Genomic DNA, 23,889 nt, shown 5'->3' with positions numbered 1-23,889 from the left:
GGCCCGCCCGCCGTTCCGGGGCGGCCCGGAGGGGCCGCGCCGGTCCGGAAGCGGGCGGGGGGAAAGGGGGAGCGGAGCGACCGCATGGCCCGGCGCTCAGTAGGTGGTCCCGGCGGCGGTCGCGAAGGCGTCCGCCACGGGGCCGAGCGTCAGCGCCGGGAAATAGGTGAGGCCGCCGACGATCAGGATCACGCCGCCCAGCAGGCCCACGAACAGCGTCCCGTAGGTCGGAAAGGTGCCGGCCGAGGGCGGGACCTTGCCCTTGGCCGCAAGCGACCCCGCCACCGCGAGCATCGGCACGATCAGCGCGAACCGGCCGATCATCATCCCGGCGGCGAGCAGCACGTTCCAGAACGGGCTGTTGGCCGTCAGCCCCGCAAAGGCCGAGCCGTTGTTCGCCGCCGCCGAGGTCGTGGCGTAGAGCATCTCCGAGAAGCCGTGCGGGCCGCTCTCCTGGAGCCCTGCGAGCCCAAGTGGGCTGACGGAGGCGACGCCAAGCGCGAGGAGCGTCGCGGCCGGCGAGCAGAGCAGCGCCAGCATGGTGAGCTTCACCTCGCGGCCTTCGATCTTCTTGCCGACATATTCGGGGGTGCGGCCGACCATCAGACCGGCGACGAACACGGCGACGATCGCGAACAGCAGGACGCCGTAGAGGCCCGCGCCCACGCCGCCGACGATCACCTCGCCGAGCTGCATGTTGACCATCGGGATCATCCCGCCGATCGCCGAGAAGGAGTCGTGCATCGCGATCACGGCGCCGCACGAGGCCGCGGTGGTGATCACCGCGAACAGCGCCGAGAGCGCGATCCCGAAGCGGACCTCCTTGCCCTCCATGTTGCCGCCGGCGGGATCGAGGCCGAGCGCGGCGTGGATCGGGTTGGCGCCGGCCTCCGCCCAGTAGACCATGGCGACGCCGGCGAGGAACAGCGCCCCCATCGCTCCGAGGATGGCCCAGCCCTGGCGCTCGTCTCCGACCATGCGGCCGAAGACGTTGGTGAGCGCCGCGCCGACCGCGAAGATCGAGACCATCTGGACGAGGTTCGCGAGCGCCGAGGGGTTCTCGAACGGATGGGCGGAGTTCGCGTTGAAGAAGCCGCCGCCGTTTGTGCCGAGCATCTTGATCGCGAGCTGGCTCGCGACCGGCCCGAGCGCGATCGTCTGGTCGGCGCCTTCGAGGGTCTTCGCGGTCACGTAAGGCTGCAGCGTCTGTGGCACGCCCATCGCCACATAGACGAGCGCCAGCACGACGCAGAGGGGCAGCAGCACATAGAGGATTGAGCGCGTCAGATCCGTCCAGAAATTGCCGATCTCCTTGGCGGAGCGCCGCGCGAAGCCGCGGATCAGCGCGACCGCGAGCGCCATGCCGGTCGCGGCCGACAGGAAGTTCTGCACGGTCAGCGCCCACATCTGCGAGCCGTAGGACATCGTCGCCTCGCCGCCATAGGACTGCCAGTTGGTGTTGGTGACGAAGGAGACCGCGGTGTTGAGCGCGAGGTCGGGCGTCACGCCTGCGAAGCCCTGCGGGTTCAGCGGCAGCGCGCCCTGCAGGCGCAAGGCGCCATAAACCAGCAGAAAGCCCAGGAGGTTGAAGGCGAGCATGGCGACCGCGTAGCTCCGCCAGCCCTGCTCGGCCTCGCACCTGACGCCCGCAAGCAGGTAGAAGCCTCGTTCCACCGGCGCGAGGACGGGGTGAAGAAAGGTCCGCTCGCCCGCATAGACGCGCGTGAGGAAGCCGCCCAGCGGACGGGCGAGAGCGAGGACGATCGCGCAGAACAGCGCGATCTGCATCCAGCCGTTGAAGGTCATGTCGGTTGTCTCGATTGAGAGCGGCTCAGAATCGCTCGGGCCGCAGCAGCGCGGCGACGAACACCGCGGTCGCGGCGAACGCCACGGCGGCGCCTAGCACGAGGTCGAGGAGCGGAAGGCCGAGAGCCGTCATCGCGCTCAGAGCCTCTCGCAGCCGGCGGCGTAGGCCGCTAGCGCGGCGAACGCCGCGATCCCGCCCGCCAGCATCAACAGATCCGTCATGGGTCGTGCTCCTCGCGGCGATCCGGGCGCCGCGGGGAGGAGATGATCCCTCGGCCTGTTGGGCTTTAAGAGGGCTTGAGGAGCCTTCGCGTTGGGAAAGCGTTGGGATGCGCGCCCCGACGCCTGACTCATCGAGGACGCAAAGGACGATCCGATGGACGCGCTCGACCTCTCCGGCCGCACCCCGTTCCACCTCTGCGTCGACATGCAGAGGATGTTCGCCGAGGACACGGAGTGGCGGACCCCGTGGATGGATCGGGTTTTGCCGGTGGCCGCCGAGATCGCGGGGCGCCACGCTGCCGAGACGATCTTCACCCGCTTCATCCCACCCGCGAACCGCGAGGCGGCTCCAGGGGCGTGGGCCGCCTATTTCGAGCGCTGGAGCTCGTTCACGCTGGAGCGGATCGATCATTCGCTGATCGAGCTCGTGGACCCGCTGCGGCGCCTGGTTCCGCCCGCCATGACGCTGGACAAGCCGGCCTTCTCGCCCTTCTGGAAGACCGATCTTCACGCAGCGCTCCGCGCCCGCGGGGTCGACACGCTCGTGATCACAGGCGCCGAGACCGACGTCTGCGTGCTGTCGGCGGTCCTGTCGGCGGTCGACCACGGTTATTTCGTCGTGCTGCCCAAGGATGCGCTCTGCAGCTCGGCCGACGAGACCCATGACGCGCTGATGTCGGTCTACGCAGGCCGCTTCAGCCAGCAGGTCGTTCTGACCGACGCCGAAACCGTTCTGGCGGCCTGGGAGAGATCAGCCGGGGGCTGAGGCCTCCGGCGGCAGCGCCGCGCGGAGCTCGGCGAGCCAGGCGTCGGCGCGCGAGTCCGAGGGCGCGCGCCAGTCGCCGCGCGGCGACAGCGCGCCGCCCGACGAGATCTTCGGCCCGTTGGGAATGGCGCTGCGCTTGAACTGGCTGGTCTCGAAGAACCGCCGCAGGAACGCCTCGAGCCATTTGGCGATGGTCGCGAGGTCGTAGGCGTTCTTCGCGGCCGCGGGGAAACCGGTCGGCCAGGCGCCCGCCGAGGCGTCGCGCCACGCGTGCCAGGCGAGGAACGCGATCTTGGACGGCGGCAGCCCGTAGCGGAGCGTGTGGAACAGAAAGAAGTCGTGCAGCTCATAAGGCCCGATCTTGCCCTGCGTGCTCTGGATCGCGCCGCTCTCGTCGGCCGGCACGAGCTCTGGCGAGATCTCGGTGTCGAGAATCGCCTCGAGCACCGAAGACGTCTCGTCGTCGAACTGCTTCGTGCTGACTGTCCAGCGGATCAGGTATTGGATCAGCGTCTTGGCGAGCCCGGAATTGACCGCGTAATGGCTCATCTGGTCGCCGACTCCATAGGTGCACCAGCCGAGCGCGAGCTCCGAGAGATCGCCCGTCCCGATCACGAAGCCGCGGCGCTGATTGGCGAGCCGGAACAGGTAATCGGTGCGCAGGCCCGCCTGCACGTTCTCGAAGGCGATGTCGTAGACCTTCTCGCCGCGCGCGAAGGGGTGGCCCATGTCGGCGAGCATCTGCAGGGCGGCCGGGCGGATGTCGATTTCTTCAGCCGTCACCCCAAGGGCGCGCATCAGCCGCCAGGCGTTGCGCTTGGTCTCCTCGCCGGTCGCGAAGCCCGGCATGGTGAAGCCGAGGATCGAGGAGCGCGGCAGGCCGATGAGGTCGCAGGCCTTTGCGGCGACGATGAGGGCCTGGGTCGAATCGAGGCCGCCCGAGACGCCGATCACCATCGTCTGGCCGGACGTCGCCTTGAAGCGCTGGATCAGCGCGTGGACCTGGATGTTGAAGGTCTCGTAGCAGTCCTGATCGAGCCGCGAGGCCGCGTCCGGCACGTAAGGGAAGCGGCGGACCGCGCGCACTAGGCCCTGATCGGAGAAGTCCGGCCGGTGCTCGAACCTCGCCGTCCGGAACGTGGTCTCCGGATGCCCCTCAAGCGCGGCGGCGTCGTTGAAGGTCCCGAAGCGCATGCGCTCGAGCCTCAGCCGCTCGACGTCGACGTCGGCCATGATGAGCTGCGGCTCGGTCGAGAAGCGCTCGGACTGCGCCAGCAACTCGCCGAGCTCGTGGATCGAGCCCTGGCCGTCCCAGGCGAGGTCTGTGGTGCTTTCCCCCGCGCCGGCGGCCGAATAGGCGTAGGCCGCGACGCAGCGCATCGACTGTACGGCCGACAGCAGCGAGCGGTCCTCGGCCTTGCCGACCGTGATGTTGGAGGCCGAGAGGTTGCAGAGGATCAGCGCCCCCGCGAGCGCGCCGCGGGTCGAGGGCGGGGCGGGCGCCCAATAGTCCTCGCAGAGCTCGACATGGAAGCGGAAGCCGGGAAGGTCGGTCGCCTCGAACAGCAGGTCCGCTCCGAAAGGCGCGGTCTGGCCCGCGACGTCGATCGAAAGTCCCGTCAGACCCGCGCCGGAGGCGAACCACCGCTTCTCGTAATATTCCCGGTAATTCGGCAGGAAGGTCTTCGGCACCACACCAAGGATCGCGCCGCGCGCGATCGCGACCGCGCAATTGTAGAGCCGGCCGTTGCGGCGGACGGGCGCGCCGACAAGCAGGACCGGGCTCAGGTCGCGCGAGCGCTCGGCGATCTCGGCGAGCGCCTGTTCGACCCCGTCGAGCAGCGCCTCCTGCAGATGCAGGTCGTCGATCGCATAGCCCGAGACGTTGAGTTCGGGAAAGATCAGCAGGTCGGCGCCGCCGGAAGCGGCGCGCTCGGCCAGTTCGATGGCGGCCGCGGCGTTGCGCGCGGGGTCCGCGACCGCAACGCGCGGCGTCGCGACGCCCACGCGCACGAAGCCGTGCCTGCGCGCGGAAAAGAACGACTCAGACGCCATTCAACGCTCTCTTCGGCCTTCCGCGGCCGGCGCCGCTTCTCGGATCGACATTATCGCATGTCCGGCGCTTATGTGGCGCGCGCCTCGACCTGTGCTTAATCCGCGAGCTCGATCCAGGCCGGCGCATGGTCGCTGGCGCCAGGGCGGCCGCGGACATGCCGGTCGACGCCCGCCGCTTCGAGCCGGTCCGCGATCGCGGGGCTCAGCAGCAGATGGTCGAGGCGCAGCCCGGCGTCGCGCCCCCAGGCGTTCCGGAGATAGTCCCAGAACGTATAGATCCGCTCGTCCGGGTGGAGTTCGCGGAGGGCGTCGGTCCAGCCTTGTGCGAGCAGGTCCGCGAACGCGGCGCGCGCCTCCGTCCGGAACAGCGCGTCGTCCAGCCAGCGCTCGGGCCGGTAGACGTCGATCTCCGCCGGAATGACGTTGAAGTCGCCGACGAGGGCGACCGGCAGCTCTGCGGCCATCAGTTGGGCGGCGTGCCGGCCGAGGCGCGCGAGCCAGTCGAGCTTGTAGTCGAATTTCGGCCCCGGCGCGGGATTGCCGTTGGGCGCATAGAGGCAGCCGATCAGCACGCCGTTCACCGCGGCCTCGATGTACCGGCTCTGATCGTCCTGTGGGTCCCCCGGCAGACCGCGCCGCGTCTCGATCGGCCCGGCGCCGCGGGCGAGGATCGCGACGCCGTTCCACCGGCTCTGCCCGAGCCAGACGGAGTCGTAGCCCGCCTTAAGGATCGCGGTTTCGGGGAACTTGCCCTGGGGCGCCTTCAACTCCTGCAGGCACACGACGTCCGGCCGCGCCTCCTCGAGCCAGGCGAGCAGGATCGGGAGCCGACCGTTGATCCCGTTGACGTTGTACGTTGCGATCCTCAAGGCGGACGGCGTCCCATGTCGTGTCGTGAGCCGGGCGTCGCCGGCGAGAGCGCCGCGGCCGCCTTCGAAAACCGATTGGCCGGATCGCTGGTTCCTGATCGCCAAAACCGTTGAATTCTGAGTCGGAACTTGCTGTTCGAGCGTGGCGTTTCGAGTCGTCAGCGGGAGAGCGTGGCGTGGCGGCGAGAGCGAACTGGAAGGGCTTTCTGAAGGTCGGCGAAGTGACATGCCCGGTCGCGCTCTACACCGCCGCCTCGACCTCCGACCGCATCGCCTTCCACACGCTGAACCGCGAGACCGGCAATCGCGTGCGCCGGCGCTACGTCGACTCGCAAACCGGCAAGCCGGTCGAGCATGACGACCAGGTGAAGGGATTCGAGGTGTCGTCCGGCGAATATGTGGTGCTGGAGCCCGACGAGGTCGCGGCCACGGTGCCCGAGAGCGACAAGACGCTGTCGGTCGACGCCTTCATCGCCTGCGACGACATCGACGACGTCTATTTCGACAAGCCCTATTACCTCGCCCCGACCGACAAGGCGGCCCAGGAGGCCTTCGGGCTGATCCGCGAGGGCATGCGCGCCAAGAAGGTCGCGGCGCTCGCCCGCACGGTGCTGTTCCGCCGCGAGCGGACGGTGCTGATCCGGCCGCACGGGCCCGGACTGATCGCCACCACGCTCAACTTCGACTACGAGGTGCGCTCCTCGGCGGAGGCGTTCAGCGGCCTGCCCAAGACCAAGATCGCGGACGAGATGCTGGACCTCGCCAAGCACATCATCTCGACCAAGCGGGGCGAGTTCGACCCGACCAAGTTCGAGGACCGCTACGAGGCGGCGCTGGCCGATCTCGTGAAGGCCAAGATCGAGGGTCGCAAGATCACGCCGCGCAAGCCCAGGGCGCCGGCCAAGGTCACGGACCTCATGGAAGCGCTCAGGCAGAGCGCGGGCATGGGCGCGGGGTCGTCGAAAGCGGCTCCCGGCCAAAAATCGTCCGGCGCGAAGAAGAAGCCGTCCCCGCGCAAAGCGCCGGCGCGAAAGAGCGGCGGCGCCGAGCGGCGCAAGGCGAGCTGACCGATGGCGCTCGAGACCTACAGGCGCAAGCGCGACTTCAAGAAGACCAGCGAGCCGTCGGGCTCGGAGGCCGCGCTCGGGACCGGCGACGGCTACCTCATCCAGAAGCACGACGCGACCCGGCTGCACTACGATCTCCGGCTCGAGATGGACGGCGTTCTGAAGAGCTGGGCCGTGACCAAGGGGCCGAGCCTGGTGCCGGGCGAGAAGCGCCTTGCGGTCCATGTCGAAGACCACCCGATCGAATACGGGACCTTCGAGGGCACGATCCCCAAAGGCGAGTATGGCGGCGGAACCGTGATCCTGTGGGACCGGGGCAGCTGGTCGCCGATCGGCGATCCGGCGCGCGGCTACAAGAAGGGCCATCTCGAATTCGAGCTCCACGGGGAGAAGCTCCATGGCCGCTGGCATCTCGTGCGCATGGCGGGAAAGCGCGGCGAAAAGCGCGAGAACTGGCTGCTCATCAAGGGCGACGACAAGGCGGCGCGCGGCGAGGCCGACCCGGACATCCTCGAGGAGCGGCCGGAATCGGTGAAGACCGGCCGCCTCGTCGAAGAGGTGGCGGGAGAGTCGCCCGGCTGGTCGTCGAAGACCGGCAGGATCGGCAAGAAACAGTCGAACGGCTCGGCCAAGGGCAGGACCGCCGCGGCCCCGCAAGCTTCCGAACCGGCCGGGAAGGGCCCCCGGCTCGACCCTGCGAAGATCCGCAAGTCGAAGGCCGGCGATATGCCCGGCTTCGTCGCGCCGACGCTCGCGACGCTGGCGCCCAAGGCGCCGGCGGGGTCGAAATGGATCCACGAAATCAAGTTCGACGGCTATCGGCTGCTCGCGCGGATCGAGCGCGGAGAAGTCCGGCTCCTCACTCGCAGCGGCCTGGACTGGACCCACAGATTTGGAAAGGCCGTGGTCGAGGTGCTGCGGGGGCTTCCCGTCGAGACGGCGATGATCGACGGCGAACTCATCGTCGAGAACGCGTCGGGCGCGTCCGACTTTTCCGCGCTCCAGGAGGCGCTGAGCGAGGGGCGGCCGGACCATTTCGTGTTCTATGTCTTCGACCTGCTCTATCTCGACGGCTACGATCTCAGGGCCTCGAAGCTGATCGACCGGAAGGAGGCGCTCGCCAGGCTGGTCGAGGGAGCGGGGCCGACCATCAAGTTGAGCGAGCATTTCGAGGAGAACGGCGACCTCGTGCTGCAGCACGCCTGCCGGCTGAGCCTCGAGGGCGTGGTCTCCAAGGATCGCGACGGGCCTTACGTCTCGGGTCGCGGCCGCGGCTGGATCAAGTCGAAATGCTCGCACCGCCAGGAGTTCGTGATCGGCGGCTACGCGCCGTCCAGCGTCACGAACAATGCGATCGGCTCGCTCGCGCTCGGCGCCCATGAGGACGGCAAGCTCGAACATGTCGGCCGGGTCGGCACCGGTTTCTCGGTCAAGGTCTCGAAGGACCTCTTCCAGAAGCTGCAGCCCATCGAGACCAAGAAGTCTCCCTTCGCCGGCAAACTGACGGCCGACGAGGCCCGCGGCCTGCGCTTCGTCCGGCCGGAGCTCGTCGCGGAGATCGAGTTCCGCGCCTGGACCGGCGACCATCATTTGCGCCACGCGGCCTTCCGGGGCCTCAGGGAGGACAAACCCGCCGAAGAGGTGGCGCGCGAGACAGCGCCGGAGACGGGCGCTCCGTCCGTCGCCGCGCCTCAGGTCAAGCTGACGCATCCCGACCGGGTCTATTGGCCCGAGAGCGGCGTCACCAAGCAGGGCCTCGCGGACTATTACATGGAGGTCTGGCCGCGTATCGCGCCCTTTGTGGTCGGCCGTCCGTTGGCTCTTCTTCGCTGCCCGGGCGGCGTGACCGAGCAGTGCTTCTTCCAGAAGCATGCCTGGAAGGGCATGAACCGGCACATCGGGGTGATGAAGGATCCGACCGACGACGAGCCGCTGCTGACCATCGACAGCCGCGAAGGCCTGCTCGGCCTGGTGCAGGGCGGCGTGCTGGAGATCCACCCCTGGGGCTCGACGAACGCGGCGCTCGAAAAGCCCGACATGATCATCATGGACCTCGACCCCGGCGAGGGGGTCGAATGGACCGCCATCATCGACGCCGCCCGCGAGGTCGCGAGGCGGCTCGAGGCCGCGGGGCTGAAGGCCTTCGTCAAGACCTCGGGCGGAAAGGGATTGCACGTCGTCGCGCCGCTGAAGCCGCGGGCCGAATGGCCGGAGGTCAAGGCCTTCGCCAAGGCGGTCGCCGATTCGATGGCCGCCGACGAGCCGGACCGCTACGTCGCGACGGTCTCGAAGGCCAAGCGCCGCGGCAAGATCCTGGTCGACTATCTGAGGAATGGCCGCGGGGCGACCGCCGTCGCGCCCTATTCGACGCGGGCGCGTCCGGGCGCCGCGGTCTCCGCGCCGCTCGCCTGGGACGAGCTCGGCCCGGAGATCGGCCCCGCGCATTTCACCGTCGACAACATGCCCACTCGGCTCGCTGCGCTGCCCAAGGACCCGTGGGAGGATTTTCGCGCGGCGGCGGCGCCGCTCAAGGCAGCCCTGGCGAAGAAGACCAGGAAGGCGAATTAGCGGAAGCGCCGTCATGCCCGGACTTGATCCGGGCATCCATCAAACCGGGCGCGTCCGCGCCTGATGGATCGCCGGGTCAAGCCCGGCGATGACGCTTCTGCCAGCTGGCCGACCCTATTTCGACTTCGCCTTCTTCGACCCTTCGATGCTCTTCCGCAGGGCGTCCATGATGTTGATGACGTTGCCGCCGGGCTCCGGGGCGGGCTCGGCCTTCGGCTTCGCGACCTTGCGAGCCCCCTTCTTCTTCGAGCGGATGAGCTCGAGCAGGCGGGCCTGCACGGGGTCGTCCACCATGTCGGCGGACCAGGGCTTCGTGCGCTCGTCGATCAGCGATTTGACGAGTTTCATCAGCGCCGGATCCTGCTTGCCCTCGCTGAGGCCGCCGAAATAGTCCTTCGGGTCGCGCACCTCGTCGCCGTAGCGCAGCGTCCAGAGCACGATGCCCTTGTCGCGCGGCTCGAGCAGAACGGCCCGCTCGCGGCGGTAGAGCACGACCCGCGAGATCCCGACCGTGCCGGTCGCCGACATCGCCTCGCGGATGACCGTGAAGGCCTCCTCGCCGACCTTGTCGTTCGGCACGAGGTAATGCGGCTTGTCGTACCAGATCCATCCGACGCTATCGCGCGGCGTGAACATCTCGATGTCGATCGTGTGCGTGGTGTCGAGGGCGACGGCGTCGAGCTCCTCGTCCTCCAGCATGACGTGGTCGTTCTCGCCGCGCTCGTAGCCCTTGACCTCGTCCTCGCTCTCGACCGGGTCGCCCGTGACGCTGTCGACATACTCGCTGACAATGCGATTGCCGGTCGCGCGGTTGAGGGTGTGGAAGCGGACCTTCTCGCTTTCCGAGGTCGCGGGCGTCATGGCGACCGGGCAGGTCACGAGCGAGAGCTTCAGATATCCCTTCCAGAAGGATCGACCGGCCATCTGCGCGCTCCCCAGTTCAGCGGGACAAACAGGCGGGAACGGTTCTCGGTTCCTTCATGTCGGCGCGAGACGGCTCGCGCGCAGGTCGCCGTTCTTCTCCAGCAGGCCGTAGACCGTCGCGGCGATGTGGGCCTCGATGCGCTTGAGGTCGCGCGTGATGTCGAGTTGCAGCGCGCTGGTCTCGATCTGGTCGGGGCTGCCGGAGCGCATCTCGGCGAAGTGGCGCTCGGTCGCCTCGCGCTCCAGCGCGCGGAAACTCTCCTTCTCGGCGACGAGACGGCGGGCCGCCTGCGCGTCGTTCGACATGAAGACCGCGACCGCGAGCCTCAGATGCTCGCAGAGCCGGGCATGCATGGCGTCGATGCGGCGGATCGCGGCGGGCGGCAGCATGCGCCGGTCCTTGATGCGCTGCGCCGCCATCTCCATCAGGTTCTTGTCGACGATGTCGCCGATGTGCTCGAGGTTTATGGCGAGCGCAAGCGTCGCGAACACGCGCGCGGTCTCCTTCTCGCTCAGCCCGTCATGGTCGATCGCGCCGATATAGAGCTGGATGCGGTCGTAGAGCCGGTCGAGCACGTCGTCGGTGCGGCTGACCGCCAGGACCTCGCCCATGTCGTCATGCGCGAAGGCGGACTGCGAGCCGCGGATCATGCCCTCGGCGACGTCGGCCATGCGCAGCACCTCGCGGGCGGCGTTGGCGAGCGCGACCGAGGGCGTCGAGAGCGCGGCCTCGTCGAGATAGAGCGGCGTCGACGGGTCGGCGGGGGCAGGGCGGTCCGGGAGAGCCCGCTTCAGCAGATCGGCCATCGCGGGCAGCGCGCCGATGAAGAGCGCGGCCGTCGCCAGGTTGAAGACGAGGTGGGCGAGCGCCACGCGCTGCGCCGGGTCGTCGGTGACTTGTGCGAGCCCCTCGGCGGCAAGCGGCACGAAGGGCAGCGCGATCGCGCAGCCGAGGATGCGGTTCGCGAGATTGCCGAGCGGCGCGCGGAGCTTCGCGGGCTCGCCGGACAGCGCCTCGATCATCGGGTTGAGCGCGCTGCCGAGATTGCAGCCCAGCACCATGGCGAGCGCCGCCTCGTCCGCCACCACGCCGGCCGCGGCGAGCGACATGACGAACAGCATGGCGGCGACCGAGGAATGCGCCGCCCAGCTGAACGCGGCCGCGATCAGGATCGCGATCAGCGGCTCCCCGGTCAGCGCGCCGAGCACGGTCCTGAGCGTCGCCGAGGCCTCGATCGGCCTGAGCGTGGCGAGCATCAGATGGAGCGCGAGCAGCATCAGCCCGAGGCCGATCACGGTCTGGGCGACGTCCCGCACCATGCTGGAGCGCGCCCGCCTGTAGGCCACGACGCCTGCGAACAGGAACAGCGGGAAGACGTAGGAGACGTCGAAGGACGCGATCTGGACGATCAGCGTCGTGCCGACATTGGCGCCGAGCATCATGGCGAGCGCCGGCGCGAGCCCGACCGCGCCCGCGCCGCTGAACGACGCGATCATCATGGCGGTGGCGGTCGAGGACTGCAGGAGGGCCGTGACGCCGAGCCCCGCCAGGAAGGCCCGCCCGCGGTTCTTGAGGCCCTCGCCCAGCATGTGGCGCAGCCGGCTGCCGAAGGCGCGCTGGACGCCTTTGTTCACGACATGCACGCCCCACAGCAGCAGCGCGATCTCGCCCAGCAGTTCGATCAGGACGTGGGTGGCGGAAATCTGCATGTCAGGCGGATGCGGGCTCCAGCGTGTGGGTCACTCTCTCCGAGCCCCAAGCGCATCGTCGAGCGCCTGCTCCAGCCGGTCGAGCGCGTCGTCCATCTCGTCGCGCGTGGTCGTGAGCGGCGGCGTCAGCGTGACGACGCTGCCCATCGTGGTCTTGAACGACAGGCCGAGGTCGAGCGCACGATACATCACGTCCTCGGCGAGCGCCGCGTCGGGCTCCAGGCTCCCCGGCCGCACGAGATCGAAGCCGATCAGCAGGCCGCGGCCGCGGACGTCGCGGACGACGTCTGCGCGCGGGCGGAGGTTGCGGAGCCGCTTCAGCGCATAGGCGCCGACGTCGGCCGCGCGGGCGACCAGGTCCTCGTCCTCGATGATCTCGATCGTGGTCAGCGCTGCGCGGGTCGTGACCGGGTTCTTCTCGTGGGTGTAGTGCCCGAACGCCCAGTCGCCCGCGACGTCGAGCTCGGGGCGGGCGACGACCGCGGCGATCGGCAGGATGCCGCCGCCGAGCGCCTTGCCCAGCACCAGGATGTCGGGCGCGACGCCGTCATGCTCGCAGGAGAACATTTTTCCCGTCTTGCCGAGACCGGTCGGGATCTCGTCGAACACCAGCAGCACGCCGTGGCGATCGCAGATCGCGCGGACCTGCCGCCAGAAGCCCGGCGGCGCGACGTAAGGAACCGCGCGCGTGGGCTCCGCCACCAGCGCCGCGACGTCCGGGTCGCGGGCGAGCACATAGTCGATCATGCGCGCGCAGGCTTCGCCACTCTCCTCGGGCGTCGCTGTCCCGTAGGGGCAGCGCGCGCCGCCGCCGAAGGGCGCGACGTGGAGCGCGCCCGCGACCATCGGGGCCGCGGGGCCTGAGCGGAACAGCGTCTCGCCCGACATGGCGGCCGCCCCCGTGCCGGCGCCGTGGAAGGCGTCCCAGAAGGACAGCGTCTTGGTCTTGCCGGTGGCGGCGCGCGCGACCTTCACCGCGACCTCGATCGCGTCCGACCCGCCCGTCGTGAACAGGACCTTCGACAGCGTCCCCGGCGTGATCGCCCCGAGTTTCTCGGCGAGCAGCACGGCGGGCTCGCAGGCGTAGCGGCGCGGCGCGAAGGGCAGCGCGTCCATCTGGTCCGCGATCGCCTTCTTCAGCCGCGGGTGTCCGTAGCCGATGTGGTGGACGTTGTTGCCGTGGAAATCCATGTAGCGGCGGCCCGCGACGTCCTCGATCCAGATCCCCTCGGCCCTGGCGATCGCGTTGAGGCAGGGCGTCGAGACCGACTGGCGCAGGAACGACGCCTCGTCGCGCGCGAGCAGCGCGCGGCTCGGGGCGTCCAGCGCGGCCCGCTGCCACTCGGCGCGGCGGCTCGTCAGGTTGGTGTCGCTCTCCGATTCCGCGACCAAACGGAGGGCCTTGGGGCTCATCGCCGCCGCCAGCGCTGCAGCCGGCCGAACACCAGCGCGGTCAGCGCGACGTGCAGGACCTTCACGCCGATCGCGGTCGCCATGATCACGGTCGCCATCGCGGCGGCCGACGCGACGGCGCCGGCCTCGTCCATATGAACGATCGCGATCGAGGCGAGCTTGGTGTCGGCGCCGTAGAGGAAGATCACGGCCGAAACCGTGGTCATGGCGTTGACGAACAGATAGACGGCGATGTCGAGGATCGCGGGCATGCAGATCGGCGCCGTCACGCGGCCGAACGTGGTCCAGAACGGGACCTTCAGCGAGGCCGAGACCGCCTCGAACTCGCCGTCGATCTGCTTGAGCGCGGTGAGCGCGGTGATGTGCGCGACCGTGAAGAAATGCGCCACGCAGTTGACCACGAGCACGGTCAGCGTGCCGTAGAACACCGAGAGCGGGTTCCACGAGGCGTTGAAGAAGAACACATAGCCGAGGCCGAGCACGAGCCCCGGCACCGCCATCGGCAGCATGGCGAGGAAATGCGCGAACGCCCGGAGCTTCGGGAACGCCTTGATCTTCTCGATCAGATAGGCGCCTGAAAAGATCACGGCCGCGCCGATCACGGCGGTCAGGCCTGAAAGCTTCAGCGAGTTCCAGTAGCCGTCCCAGCCGCTCGGCTCGACCTCGGCGAAGTCGTAGTTCTTGAGCGTGAGCGACAGATTGTAGGGCCAGTAGCTGACGAACGAGCCCCAGGCCGCGACGCCGTAGGTCGCAACGATCGCGCCGCCGACGATCAGGCAATAGGCGAACAGGCCCCAGTCGCGCCGGGCGTCGGGCTTCGGCTCGTAGGGGACGGCGCGGGCCGAGAGCATCGCGCTCTGCCGCTTCTGGCTGCCGCGGTCGGCCAGGAAGGCGGCGATGGCGGGGACCAGCAGGATGATGCCCACCACCGCGCCCATCGGGAAGTTCTGCTGGCCGACGACCTGCCGGTAGGCGTCGGTCGCGAGCACCGCGTACTGGCCGCCGATCACCTTCGGGATGCCGAAATCGGTGATGACCAGCGTGAAGACCACGAAGACCGCGCTGATCAGGCCGTAGCGCGCCGCGGGCAAAGTTATGGTGCGGAAGATGCGCGTTCGCGACGTCCCGAGCGCCTCTGCGGCCTCGCGCAGCCGGCCGTCGGAGAGCGCGAGCGCGGTGGTCAGGATCAGCAGCGCGTGCGGGAATGTGTAGAGCGCCTCGGCCCCGATGATGCCGACCGGGCCGTAGAGCTTGGCGCCCATCATCCAGGATTTGAGGATGCCCTGATTGCCGAACAGATAGATCAGCGCGAGGCCCGACAGCAGCGAGGGCGCGAAGACCGGGAGCAGCGCCGCGGCGGTGAACACGGCCTTCAGCTTCATGCGGCTGCGCGTCAGCGCATAGGCGTAGAGGAAGGCCAGCGGCACCGTGATGGCGGTCGCGGCGGTCGCGACGAAGACGCTGTTGAACAGCGAGGCCATCAGCGTCGGGGTCGTGACATAGGTCACGAAATTCGCGACGCCGACGAAGTTTCCGTCGACGTCCTGCACGCTCTTCGACAGCAGCGACCAGAGCGGCAGCGCGATGATGAGGACGAGCAGCGCGCAGAGCGCGAGGATCAGCGCGCCGGCGACCTGGCGCTCACCGATCGCGGGGCGGCGGACGGCGAGCGGCGGTCGGGCGGCGGCGTCCATGCGCGCTGCGATCTCGCTCATGACGGGAAGCCGGCGAACACCCGCAGCGACTCCGGCGGGAACGACACGGCCCGGACCTGGCCCTCGGCGATCGCGAGATCGCGGATGGCGTTGGCCGAGAACTCGGCCGTGATCCGGCAGCCGGCCGAGCCCGTCGGCTCGAGCGTGGCGCGGCAGAACGAACCCAGGAAGGCGAGTTCGCCGATCCGCGCCTCGAAACGGTTCGGCTCGTCGTCGCGGATCGAGCGGGTCCGCACCGTCTCGGGCCGCATGGCGAGCCGGACGGACGAGCCCGCGGGATGTCCAGCGTCGCCAGCGACGAGGAATTCGAGCGCGCCCACGCGGACGCGGCCGGGCCCCGCCACCACGGCGTCGAGGAACGTCATGTGGCCAACGAAGTCCGCGACGAAGGGAGTCTTGGGCGCGCCGTAGATCTCGGCGGGGGAGCCGATCTGCTCGATCACGCCGTGGTTCATCACCACGATGCGGTCGGCCATGGCGAGCGCCTCCTCCTGGTCGTGCGTGACCATGATCGTGGTGACGCCGAGCTGCTGCTGGAGAGCGCGGATCTGGTCGCGCAGCCTCACCCGCACCTTGGCGTCGAGCGCCGAGAGCGGCTCGTCGAGCAGCAGCAGGCCGGGCGAGGTGGCGAGCGCCCGGGCGAGCGCGACGCGCTGCTGCTGCCCGCCCGAAAGCTGGCCCGGGAATTTCTCGCCCTGCTCGGGCAGCCCGACGAGCGCGAGGAGCTCGGCGACGCGCGCCGCGATCTCGGCCCTCGGCCGTCCGCGGTTGACCAGCCCGTAGCCGACGTTCTTGGCGACGGTCAGGTTCGGGAACAGCGCGTAGGACTGGAACACGATGCCGAAGTCGCGCTCGGAGGGCGGCGCGTTCGAGACGTCGCGGCCGCCGATCGTAATCTGCCCGGAATTCTGCGGGTCGAGGCCCGCGATCGCGCGGAGCAGGGTGGTCTTTCCGCAGCCGGACGGCCCGAGGAAGCAGACGAACTCGCCGCGCGCGACGTCGAGGTCGATGTCTTTCAGGGCGTGGAACGCCCCGAACAGCTTGTTGAGCTTGCGGACGCTCAGAAAGGGATTTGCGACGCCCTCGGATGCGGTCATGGCCAACCTCCTGAGATGGCTTCTGTTCGCCTTGCGCTTTCGGATCGGGCTCCGGCCTTCACCTCTCCCCGGCGGGGAGAGGTCGGCGCGGAGCGTCGGGTGATGGGGCGTCGCCCTTTCCGGAGAGCGTGCTCCCGCTCACCCGCTCGGCTTCGCCTCGCGACCTCTCCCACTGGGGAGAGGTGAAGAGCCGCGCCGCGACCGGGTCGCCTCACTTCTTCGGGGCGGCCTTGGACTCGTAGCGCTTGGACCATTCGGCCAGCACGCGCTCGCGGTTGTCGGCCATCCAGCCGAGGTCGTTCTTGATCATCGCCTTCTCGGCGCCCGCCGGATAGTTCTGCGGCGGGTTGTCGGCGCCCGGATAGGCCACGATCGCATAGGTCTTGGCGTAGAGCTTGTTGGCGTTCTCGGTCGCGGTCCAGTCGGCGATCTTCTTCGCGACCTCGGCGTTCTTCGAGCCCTTCACGATCGCGGAAGCCTCCATCTCCCAGCCGACGCCCTCGGACGGCAGGATGACCTCGATCGGCGCGCCCTTGGTCTTCTCGGAGGCGCCGCGCATGTCGAGCGCGAGGCCGACCAGCTGCTCGCCGCGCGCAGCCTGCACGCAGGGCGCGGAGCCCGAATGCAGATAGGCCGCGATGTTCTCGTGCAGGCCGTCCATGAACTTCCAGCCGGCGTCCTCGCCCATCGACTGCAGCCAGCCCGCGACCATCAGATAGCCGGTGCCCGAGGAGGCCGGGTGTGGCATCACGATCTTGCCCTTGAAGTCCGGCTTCAGCAGGTCCTTCCAGGACTTCGGCGCCGCGAGCTCGCCGGCCTCGGCGGTGTTGAAGCAGATCGCGCCGAGATAGGCGTCCATGCCGGTCCAGGCATAGGGCTCCTTGGAGTCCCGGAAGACCTCCTTGAGCTTGTCGGCGCCGGCGGGCTTGTAGGGCTCGAGCAGCCCGGCCTTCTCGAACATCAGCAGCGAGGAGGCCGCGAGGCCCATCACCATGTCGGCGCGCGGATTGTCCTTCTCGGCCAGGAACCGGGCCGTGATGACGCCGGTGGAGTCGCGGACCCACACGACCTCGGCGTCCGGCACCGCCGTTTCGATCGCGGCCTTGAAGGTCTTGAGCTGATCGTTCTCAAGGGCGGTGTAGACCGTCACCTTCGTCTTGTCCGCGAGCGCGGCGTTCGGCGCCGCGAACGCAAGCGCAGCCGTCAGACCTGCAAAAATCCAAGTCTTCACCGTCGTCATCCCTGTCTATCAGCGCCTTGTTGCGGGTCGCGGTTGAGTTTATGCTCTCTTTTATTCAATCCTCATGACAGTTCATTGACAAGAACTGTTTTTGACCACTGTGCTTAAACTTATACCGCCCAGGGCATCGACCAGGTTCGGACGTTGGTGAAGCTCTTCATCGCTTCGACGACGCCTTCCTTGTAGCCGAGGCCGGAATCCTTGATGCCGCCGAACGGAGACATCTCGATCCGGTAGCCCGGGACCTCCCAGACATTCACCGTGCCGACCTCGAGTTCGGCCACGAAGCGCGAGACGTAGTCGAGCCGGTCGGTGCAGACGCCCGAGGAGAGGCCGAAATCGGTCGAGTTCGAGATGCGGATCACCTCGGCGATGTCGTCCGGGCAGCGGACGATCGGGATCACCGGGCCGAACGTCTCCTCGTGCACGAGCTCGCAGTCATAGGGCACGTTGTCGACGACCGTCGGGGCGAACAGCGCGCCTTTGCGCGGGGCGCCATGGAGGATCTCGGCGCCGAGCTTGACCGCGTCGTTGACCCGGTTCTCGAACAGGATCGCGGAGCGCTCGTTGATCACGCAGCCGACGTCGGTCGCCGGGTCCATCGGGTCGCCGGACTTCAGCTTCCTGGCCTTCTCGACAACGAGCTTGGAGAACTCGTCGGCGACGGACTTCACGACCAGGATGCGCTTCACGGCCGTGCAGCGCTGGCCGGAATTCTTGGTCGCGCCGGTCACGGCGAGCTCCGCCGCCTTGTCGAGGTCGGCGTCCTCCATGACGATCAGCGGGTCGTTGCCGCCGAGCTCCAGCACGATGCGCTTGTAGCCGGCTTTGTCCGCGATGTGCTTGCCCACGCGGACCGAGCCCGTGAAGGTCACGAGGTCGGCGTCCGGGTCGGTGATCATGGCGTCGCCCATGGTCGACGGGTTGCCGGTCACGACCGACAGCATCTCGGGCGGCAGGCCCGCCTCGTAGAGCACGTCGGCAAGCGCGAGCGCGGTCAGCGGCGTCAGTTCGGTGGGCTTCAGCACCAGCCGGTTGTTGGTCGCGATCGCAGGCGCGAGCTTGTGACTCACCATGTTGAGCGGGTGGTTGAACGGCGTGATGGCCGAGATCACCCCGAGCAGCGGCGTGCGGGTGGTGAAGATCTTACGCTGCTTGCCGTTCGGCGAGATGTCGCAGGAGAAGATCTCGCCGTCGTCCTTGATCGTGAGCTGGGCCGCGAAGGACCAGACGTCGTAGGCGCGCGACGCCTCGTAGAGCGAGTCCTTCCAGCAGAGACCGGACTCCGCGGTGATCAGGCGGGCGAAGTCCTCCTTGCGGTCGCGCAGCAGTTCGGCGGTCTTCTGAAGGATCTGCTGGCGCTCGTAGCGGGTAAGCTTCGGCTTGAAGGCGCGGGCCTTGGCGAAGGCGTCACGGACGTGCTCGGCGCGGGCGGCCGGCACCGTGCCGACCACCGAATTGTCGTACGGGTTGAACACCTCGACGATCTCGTCGGTCTGCACGAGCTTGCCCGCGATCCGCATCGACTCGCGGCGGAAGGGCGGCTTGACGTTGGCGTTCATGGGGTCACCGCACCAGGTTGAGGGCGACGTCGAAGACGTCGAAATTGCGCAGCGTCCGGCCGGCCGGGACCTCGATCGCGCGGTTCGCGATCATCGGCACGGTCTGCTCGGTCAGCCCGCCATGGGAGCGCAGCGGCTCGGTGAGACCAGAGAGATCGTGCTTCGCGGCCGACGTCCCGAGCACCTTGTGGCGGTCGCAGAGCACGACGACGTCGCCGATCCGGTCGGCCGGCAGCTCAAAACGGCGACAAGCCTCCTCGGCCGGGATCGCGACCGTGACGCCCTCGGTCGCCTTGGCGATCTCGATGACGGCCGATTTCTTCAGCCCGTCGACATAGACGGTGGCGAAGGAGCCGAGCGCGCCGTGATGCGCGACGTAAGGGTCGGTGATCGGCAGGATCACGCGGGTCACGCCGGCGCCGAGCGCCTTGTCGAGGATCTCCTGCAGATAGATCACGTCCGGCGATCCGTCCGCGAGATGCTTGTCGTTCATGCCGTGGTCGGCCGTGATGACAAGCGTCGAGAGCGTGTCGAGCTCGCCGACGTAGCGGTCGAACATCTCGTAGAAGCTGTTCGCGACCTTCGACCCCGGGGCCGCCTTGTGCTGCACATAGTCGGTGGTCGAGAGATACATGACGTCCGGCCGGAAGGTCTTCAGCAGCTTGACGCCGGCGGCGAACACGAACTCGGAGAGATCGGCCGAATAGACCTCCGGCAGCGGCAGGCCGACGAAGTCGAGAACGTTCTCGATCCCGTTCTCCGCAAGGTTCGCCTTGTCGGCCTTCTCCGACGAGAACGCGATCGCGGTTCCGGAGGTGAAGTCCAACCCCTTGCCGAGCAGCGTCCTGAGCTTGTCCTTGGCCGTCACCATGGCGACCTTCATGCCGGCCTTCTGGAACTCGGCCAAGATCGTCGGGGCGCGCAGAAACTTGGCGTCGTTCATCATGACTTCGACGCCGGCCTCCCGGTCGTAGAAGAAATTGCCCGCGATGCCGTGCACCGCCGGCGGACGCCCGGTGATGATCGACAGATTGTTGGGATTGGTGAAGCTCGGGATGACCGAGAGCGCGGTTGTGTTCGCGCCGGTCTTCATCAGCCGGTCGAGGTTCGGCGCGAGGCCGGCCTCGATCGCGGCCTCGATATAGCCGGGCTCGGAGCCGTCGAGGCAGATCACCACGACCGGCTTCTCGGGGCGGCGATAGGAGCGCCCGTTGGCGACGACGTCGGAGCCGATGTTCACATGCATGTTCATTTCGGAAGCTCCCGCTTCAGGAAACCCTGCATCGACCAACTGCGTCCTTCGAGACGCCCGCGTTCCGCGGGCTCCTCAGGATGAGGACGTTTGCTCCTGGCATCCTCCCGCTCCTCATGCTGAGGAGGCTTCCGGAGGAAGCCGTCTCGAAGCACGCAGTCGGCGCGCCCCGAGCGTCTCGTTCACGCCGCCGACTTGAGGCCGACGCCCATCTCGTCCAGCACCTCGGCGACCGTCGCAACGAAGGCGCTCATGTCGTTCGCGTGGAGGTCGCCGATGCAGCCGATGCGAAAGCTGTCCGCGACGGTCAGTTTCCCGGGGTAGATCACGTAGCCGCGGTCCTTCAGCGCGTCGTAGAAGCGCTGGAACACGAAGGCCTCGTCCTTCGGCATGTGGAAGGTGACGATGATCGGCGCCTGGCGCGCGGCTGGCAGCAGGGTGCGGAAGCCGAGCCGGCCCATGCCGTCAATCAGGATGCGGGCGTTCTCGGCGTAGCGCTCGCCGCGGCCCGCGACGCCGCCCTCGGCGAAGAATTCCTGGAGCGCCTGATGGAAAGCCACGATCACGTGGATCGGCGGCGTGAAGCGGTACTGTCCCGTCTTCGAGATCGCCTGATGCTGGTCGTAGAGGTCCAGCGTCAGGGTGGTGGCGTTGCCCTTGGTCTCCTCGAGCGCGGCCTTGCGGGCCAGCACGAAGCCGAGGCCGGGCACGCCCTGGATGCATTTGTTGGACGAGGCCGCGACCGCGTCGAACGCGACCTCGCGGGCGTCGAGCGGCAGCGCCCCGAAGGCGCTCATGGCGTCGATCAGCAGGCGCCGGCCGAGCCGCGCGACCAGCGCCGCGACCGCCTCGACCGGGTTGCGGATGCCGCTCGTCGTCTCGCAATGCACCGCGAAAACATGGGTGATGGCGGAGTCCTTCGTCAGGATCTGCTCGATCTCGGCGAGGTCGGGCGGCGTGTCCTCCGCGGTCTCGTGCACGACATTGGCGCGGCCGGCGACGTCCAGGATCTTCTTCGCCCGCAGGCCGTAGGCGCCGTTGACCAGCACCAGCGCCTTGCCGCCCTTCGGCACGAAGCTCGTCAGCATCGCCTCGACCGCGAAGGTGCCGGAGCCCTGCATCGGCACGGTGACGAACTCGCCCTCGCCATGGATGATCCTGGGCAGCCCGTCGAGCACCGCCTTGTTGATCGCGATGAAGGTCGCGTCGCGCGACCCCCAGTCGTGGACCATGACCTCCTTGACGCTCTTCGAGGTCGTCAGCGGCCCCGGCGTGAGCAGCAGCGGGTCGCCGGTGACGGAGGCGGCGGGGCGGGGGGCTGAGGGCATCGGGGTCTCGCGGGTTACGTCGTTGACCACGGGAGGAGGCTAGCCCGGCAGCTTTCGATAGGTCCAATATTGACTTTCAATCCTATGCATAGATCAATTCTATGCATGGCGATCAGCGGAACCGGGCTCTCGGCGTTTCATGCGGTGGCGCAGGCCGGCAGCTTCACCAAGGCCGCGCGCGCCCGTCACGTCAGCCAGCCGACGCTGTCGGCCCAGGTGCGCGGCCTCGAGGAGGCCTATGGCGTGCGCCTGTTCGACCGCGTCGGCCGGACCGTGCGGCTGACTCCGCTCGGCCAGAGCCTGTTCGTCATCACGGCGCGGATGTTCGCGGCCGAGGATGAGGCCGAGGCGCTGCTCGCCGGCGTCCGGACGCTGTCGCGCGGCCATCTCAGGATCGCGGCCGACAGCGCGACCCATGTCATGCCGGCGCTGGGGCGAATCCGGGACAAGCATCCGGGCCTCACCTTCTCGCTCACCATCGGCAACTCGTCCGACGTGCTGCAGCAACTCATGGACTATTCGGCCGACGTGGCCGTGACGGCGAAGCAGACTTCTGACCCGCGCATCCTGAGCGTCCGGCTGCGCTCGGACCGGCTCGTCGGCTTCGTGCGCGCCGACCACCCCTTCGCGAGGCGCGACGCCGCGCCGATCGAGGCCTTCGTCGGCCAGGACGTGGTGCTGCGCGAGCGCGGCTCGGTGACCCGCGAGGTGTTCGAGGCGCGGCTCGCCGAGGCCGGCGTCAGGCCCGGCCATTTGCTCGAGGTGCAGACCCGCGAGGCGGTGCGCGACGCCGTCATCACCGGCTTCGGGATCGGCGTGATCTTCGAGAACGAGTTCCGCGAAGGCGAAGGCCTCCGGCGGGTCGAGATCACCGGCGCGGACCTCTCGGTCGCCGAATACGCCGTGTGCCTGGAAGAGCGCCGCCGCATCCCGCTGGTGCGGAGCTTTTTGGAGGCGGTGCAGGCATAGAGCGCCACGCCCTGCTCCCTCCCCTTTCAAAGGGGAGGGTGGACGGGCGGAGCCCGGCCGGGTGGGGATTGCGCAGGATCGAGCTCTACGCTCCAAGTCCCCTCCCGACCCGGCGCTTCGCGCCGGGCCACCCTCCCCGCTGCCGCGGGGCAGGGAGGGTAGGAACGTCACCCCGTCCGCATCAGCACCAGCGCGCAGACGATCACCACCGCGGCCCCCGCGCGGCCCCACTGAAGCGGTTCCTTGAGGACCAGCACCGCGATCAGAGCGGCGAACAGCACGCTCGACTCGCGGACCGCCGCGACCAGCGGGATCGGCGCGACGGTCATGGCCCAGATCGCGATCCAGTAGGAGGCGAGCGACATCGCGCCGCCCGCGAGGCCCTGCAGCAGATAGGGCCGCATCGGGGCGAGGCCCTGCAGGCCTCGCCTCCACAGCGCGAACAGGAGAAGCGGGAGGCCGTCGACCACGAACAGCGTCGCCGAATAGGCGTGCGGGTCGCCGGCGATCCGCGCGCCCGTGCCGTCGACCAGCGTGTAGCCCGAGATGGTCAGCGCCGTGAGGCCCGCAAAGCCGAGCGCGCCGGGGTCGAAGCTCTGCCCCTTCCGGCGGCCGAGCAGCGAGATCATCATCACGCCGCAGCCGAGCGCCGCGACGCCCGCCGCCTGCTGCGCCGAGAGCGGCTGGCCCAGCAGCGCGACGCTCGCGAAGGCCGTCGCCAGCGGCGCCCCGCCGCGCGCGATCGGGTAGACCTGGCTCATGTCGGCGCGCCGATAGGCCTCGGTCAGGGCGATGTAATAGCCGAGATGGAGCGCGATCGAGCCGAGCAGCCACGGCCACGCCTCGATTTTCGGGACGCCGAAGGCGACGAGGCCCGGGACCCCGACTACGCCCGCGCCGGCCGTCACCAGCGTCATGGCGAGGAACGGCTCGATCCTGAGCTTGAGGAAGGCGTTCCAGCCGGCATGCATGGCGGCCGCCGCCAGCACCGCGAGGAAGACGTGCGGCTCCATCAGTCGGCCGATCTGAACGCCGCGCGCAGGCTCCGGCTCATGCGATCTTCCTCAGGGGCGCGGCCGGCGGCTCGTCGGTCTGCGCCAGCCCGCCTGCGCCGAGCAACGGCTCAAGGCTCGCCCTCACCGGCACGATCTCGCCCGCGACATCGATCGCGAAGCGCCGTGCGTCGAGCCAGTCCTGATCGATCGGCTCGCCGGCCCTGATCCGCGCGAGCGCCACGATCCCGCCGAGCGCGGCGCCATAGGCCGCGGACGTCACCTCGCCGACCGGCTCTCCGTCGGCTAGCAGCAATTCGCCGCCCCACGGAGT

18 protein-coding genes are annotated in these 23,889 nt (G+C 68.7%); 4 read left to right on the top strand and 14 right to left on the bottom strand.

Annotation, left to right across the window (positions count from 1 at the left end; genetic code table 11):
- Positions 1 to 96 precede the first annotated feature (96 nt).
- Positions 97 to 1,806 (bottom strand): potassium-transporting ATPase subunit KdpA, encoded by a 1,710-nt coding sequence (kdpA, locus tag EK403_RS13340; RefSeq protein ID WP_128777976.1) that lies wholly within the window; start codon positions 1,804 to 1,806, stop codon positions 97 to 99.
- Between the two features lie 376 nt (positions 1,807 to 2,182).
- Between kdpA and EK403_RS13335 the strand changes: the two genes are divergently transcribed.
- Entirely contained in the window at positions 2,183 to 2,794 is a 612-nt protein-coding gene (locus EK403_RS13335) for a cysteine hydrolase family protein (protein ID WP_128777975.1), read from the top strand.
- Here EK403_RS13335 and EK403_RS13330 read toward each other — a convergent pair.
- Positions 2,780 to 4,849, bottom strand: a complete 2,070-nt coding sequence (locus EK403_RS13330) for an NAD(+) synthase (protein ID WP_128777974.1) — start codon at positions 4,847 to 4,849, stop codon at positions 2,780 to 2,782. The two genes, EK403_RS13335 and EK403_RS13330, sit on opposite strands and share 15 nt — an antisense overlap.
- 95 nt (positions 4,850 to 4,944) lie before the next feature.
- Positions 4,945 to 5,718, bottom strand: coding sequence for an exodeoxyribonuclease III (locus EK403_RS13325; RefSeq protein WP_206659546.1), 774 nt, complete (start codon positions 5,716 to 5,718; stop codon positions 4,945 to 4,947).
- A gap of 176 nt (positions 5,719 to 5,894) precedes the next feature.
- Between EK403_RS13325 and ku (EK403_RS13320) the strand changes: the two genes are divergently transcribed.
- Both ku (EK403_RS13320) and ligD read left to right on the top strand, forming a co-directional pair.
- Positions 5,895 to 6,785 (top strand): non-homologous end joining protein Ku, encoded by an 891-nt coding sequence (gene ku / locus EK403_RS13320; protein ID WP_128777972.1) that lies wholly within the window; start codon positions 5,895 to 5,897, stop codon positions 6,783 to 6,785.
- A 3-nt stretch (positions 6,786 to 6,788) separates the two neighbouring features.
- The gene (gene ligD, locus EK403_RS13315; RefSeq protein ID WP_128777971.1) at positions 6,789 to 9,353 is read left to right on the top strand and encodes a DNA ligase D; all 2,565 of its coding nucleotides are present in this window, start codon (positions 6,789 to 6,791) and stop codon (positions 9,351 to 9,353) included.
- A gap of 114 nt (positions 9,354 to 9,467) precedes the next feature.
- Here the strand turns inward: ligD and ku (EK403_RS13310) are convergent, their stop codons facing one another.
- The 9 genes from ku (EK403_RS13310) to EK403_RS13270 form a co-directional block, all read right to left on the bottom strand.
- Positions 9,468 to 10,277: a non-homologous end joining protein Ku gene (gene ku / locus EK403_RS13310; protein ID WP_128777970.1), complete on the bottom strand. Its 810-nt coding sequence runs from the start codon at positions 10,275 to 10,277 to the stop codon at positions 9,468 to 9,470.
- A 54-nt stretch (positions 10,278 to 10,331) separates the two neighbouring features.
- Positions 10,332 to 11,987: a Na/Pi cotransporter family protein gene (locus tag EK403_RS13305; protein WP_245479689.1), complete on the bottom strand. Its 1,656-nt coding sequence runs from the start codon at positions 11,985 to 11,987 to the stop codon at positions 10,332 to 10,334.
- Positions 11,988 to 12,017: 30 nt separating this feature from the next.
- Entirely contained in the window at positions 12,018 to 13,400 is a 1,383-nt protein-coding gene (gene pbfA / locus EK403_RS13300; protein ID WP_128777969.1) for a (R)-1-hydroxy-2-aminoethylphosphonate ammonia-lyase, read from the bottom strand.
- Positions 13,397 to 15,115: a putative 2-aminoethylphosphonate ABC transporter permease subunit gene (locus tag EK403_RS13295; protein WP_128777968.1), complete on the bottom strand. Its 1,719-nt coding sequence runs from the start codon at positions 15,113 to 15,115 to the stop codon at positions 13,397 to 13,399. Before EK403_RS13295 ends, pbfA begins: the two co-directional genes overlap by 4 nt.
- Entirely contained in the window at positions 15,112 to 16,212 is a 1,101-nt protein-coding gene (locus EK403_RS13290) for a putative 2-aminoethylphosphonate ABC transporter ATP-binding protein (RefSeq protein WP_128777967.1), read from the bottom strand. Before EK403_RS13290 ends, EK403_RS13295 begins: the two co-directional genes overlap by 4 nt.
- Positions 16,213 to 16,423: 211 nt before the next feature.
- Positions 16,424 to 17,452: a putative 2-aminoethylphosphonate ABC transporter substrate-binding protein gene (locus EK403_RS13285; protein WP_128777966.1), complete on the bottom strand. Its 1,029-nt coding sequence runs from the start codon at positions 17,450 to 17,452 to the stop codon at positions 16,424 to 16,426.
- 110 nt (positions 17,453 to 17,562) lie between these two features.
- On the bottom strand, positions 17,563 to 19,014 hold the full coding sequence (gene phnY, locus EK403_RS13280; RefSeq protein ID WP_128777965.1) for a phosphonoacetaldehyde dehydrogenase: 1,452 nt from the start codon (positions 19,012 to 19,014) through the stop codon (positions 17,563 to 17,565).
- Positions 19,015 to 19,018: 4 nt separating this feature from the next.
- Entirely contained in the window at positions 19,019 to 20,260 is a 1,242-nt protein-coding gene (phnA, locus tag EK403_RS13275) for a phosphonoacetate hydrolase (protein ID WP_128778036.1), read from the bottom strand.
- A 188-nt stretch (positions 20,261 to 20,448) separates the two neighbouring features.
- Positions 20,449 to 21,594, bottom strand: coding sequence for a 2-aminoethylphosphonate--pyruvate transaminase (locus EK403_RS13270; RefSeq protein WP_128777964.1), 1,146 nt, complete (start codon positions 21,592 to 21,594; stop codon positions 20,449 to 20,451).
- 105 nt (positions 21,595 to 21,699) lie between these two features.
- Between EK403_RS13270 and EK403_RS13265 the strand changes: the two genes are divergently transcribed.
- A complete protein-coding gene (locus tag EK403_RS13265) occupies positions 21,700 to 22,563 on the top strand; it encodes a LysR substrate-binding domain-containing protein (RefSeq protein WP_164919598.1) in 864 nt (287 codons plus the stop codon).
- A gap of 167 nt (positions 22,564 to 22,730) precedes the next feature.
- Here the strand turns inward: EK403_RS13265 and EK403_RS13260 are convergent, their stop codons facing one another.
- Both EK403_RS13260 and EK403_RS23220 read right to left on the bottom strand, forming a co-directional pair.
- Positions 22,731 to 23,576, bottom strand: a complete 846-nt coding sequence (locus EK403_RS13260) for an EamA family transporter (protein ID WP_128777962.1) — start codon at positions 23,574 to 23,576, stop codon at positions 22,731 to 22,733.
- A gap of 37 nt (positions 23,577 to 23,613) precedes the next feature.
- Positions 23,614 to 23,889 (bottom strand): glycine cleavage T C-terminal barrel domain-containing protein (locus EK403_RS23220; protein WP_245479688.1); only part of this gene is annotated, 276 nt, incomplete at its 5' end.

The organism is Hansschlegelia zhihuaiae (assembly GCF_004103825.1).
Taxonomy (GTDB): domain Bacteria; phylum Pseudomonadota; class Alphaproteobacteria; order Rhizobiales; family Methylopilaceae; genus Methylopila; species Methylopila zhihuaiae.
Note: the sequence above shows the minus strand (reverse complement) of the source record. Positions and strands in the feature narration are given on the sequence as shown.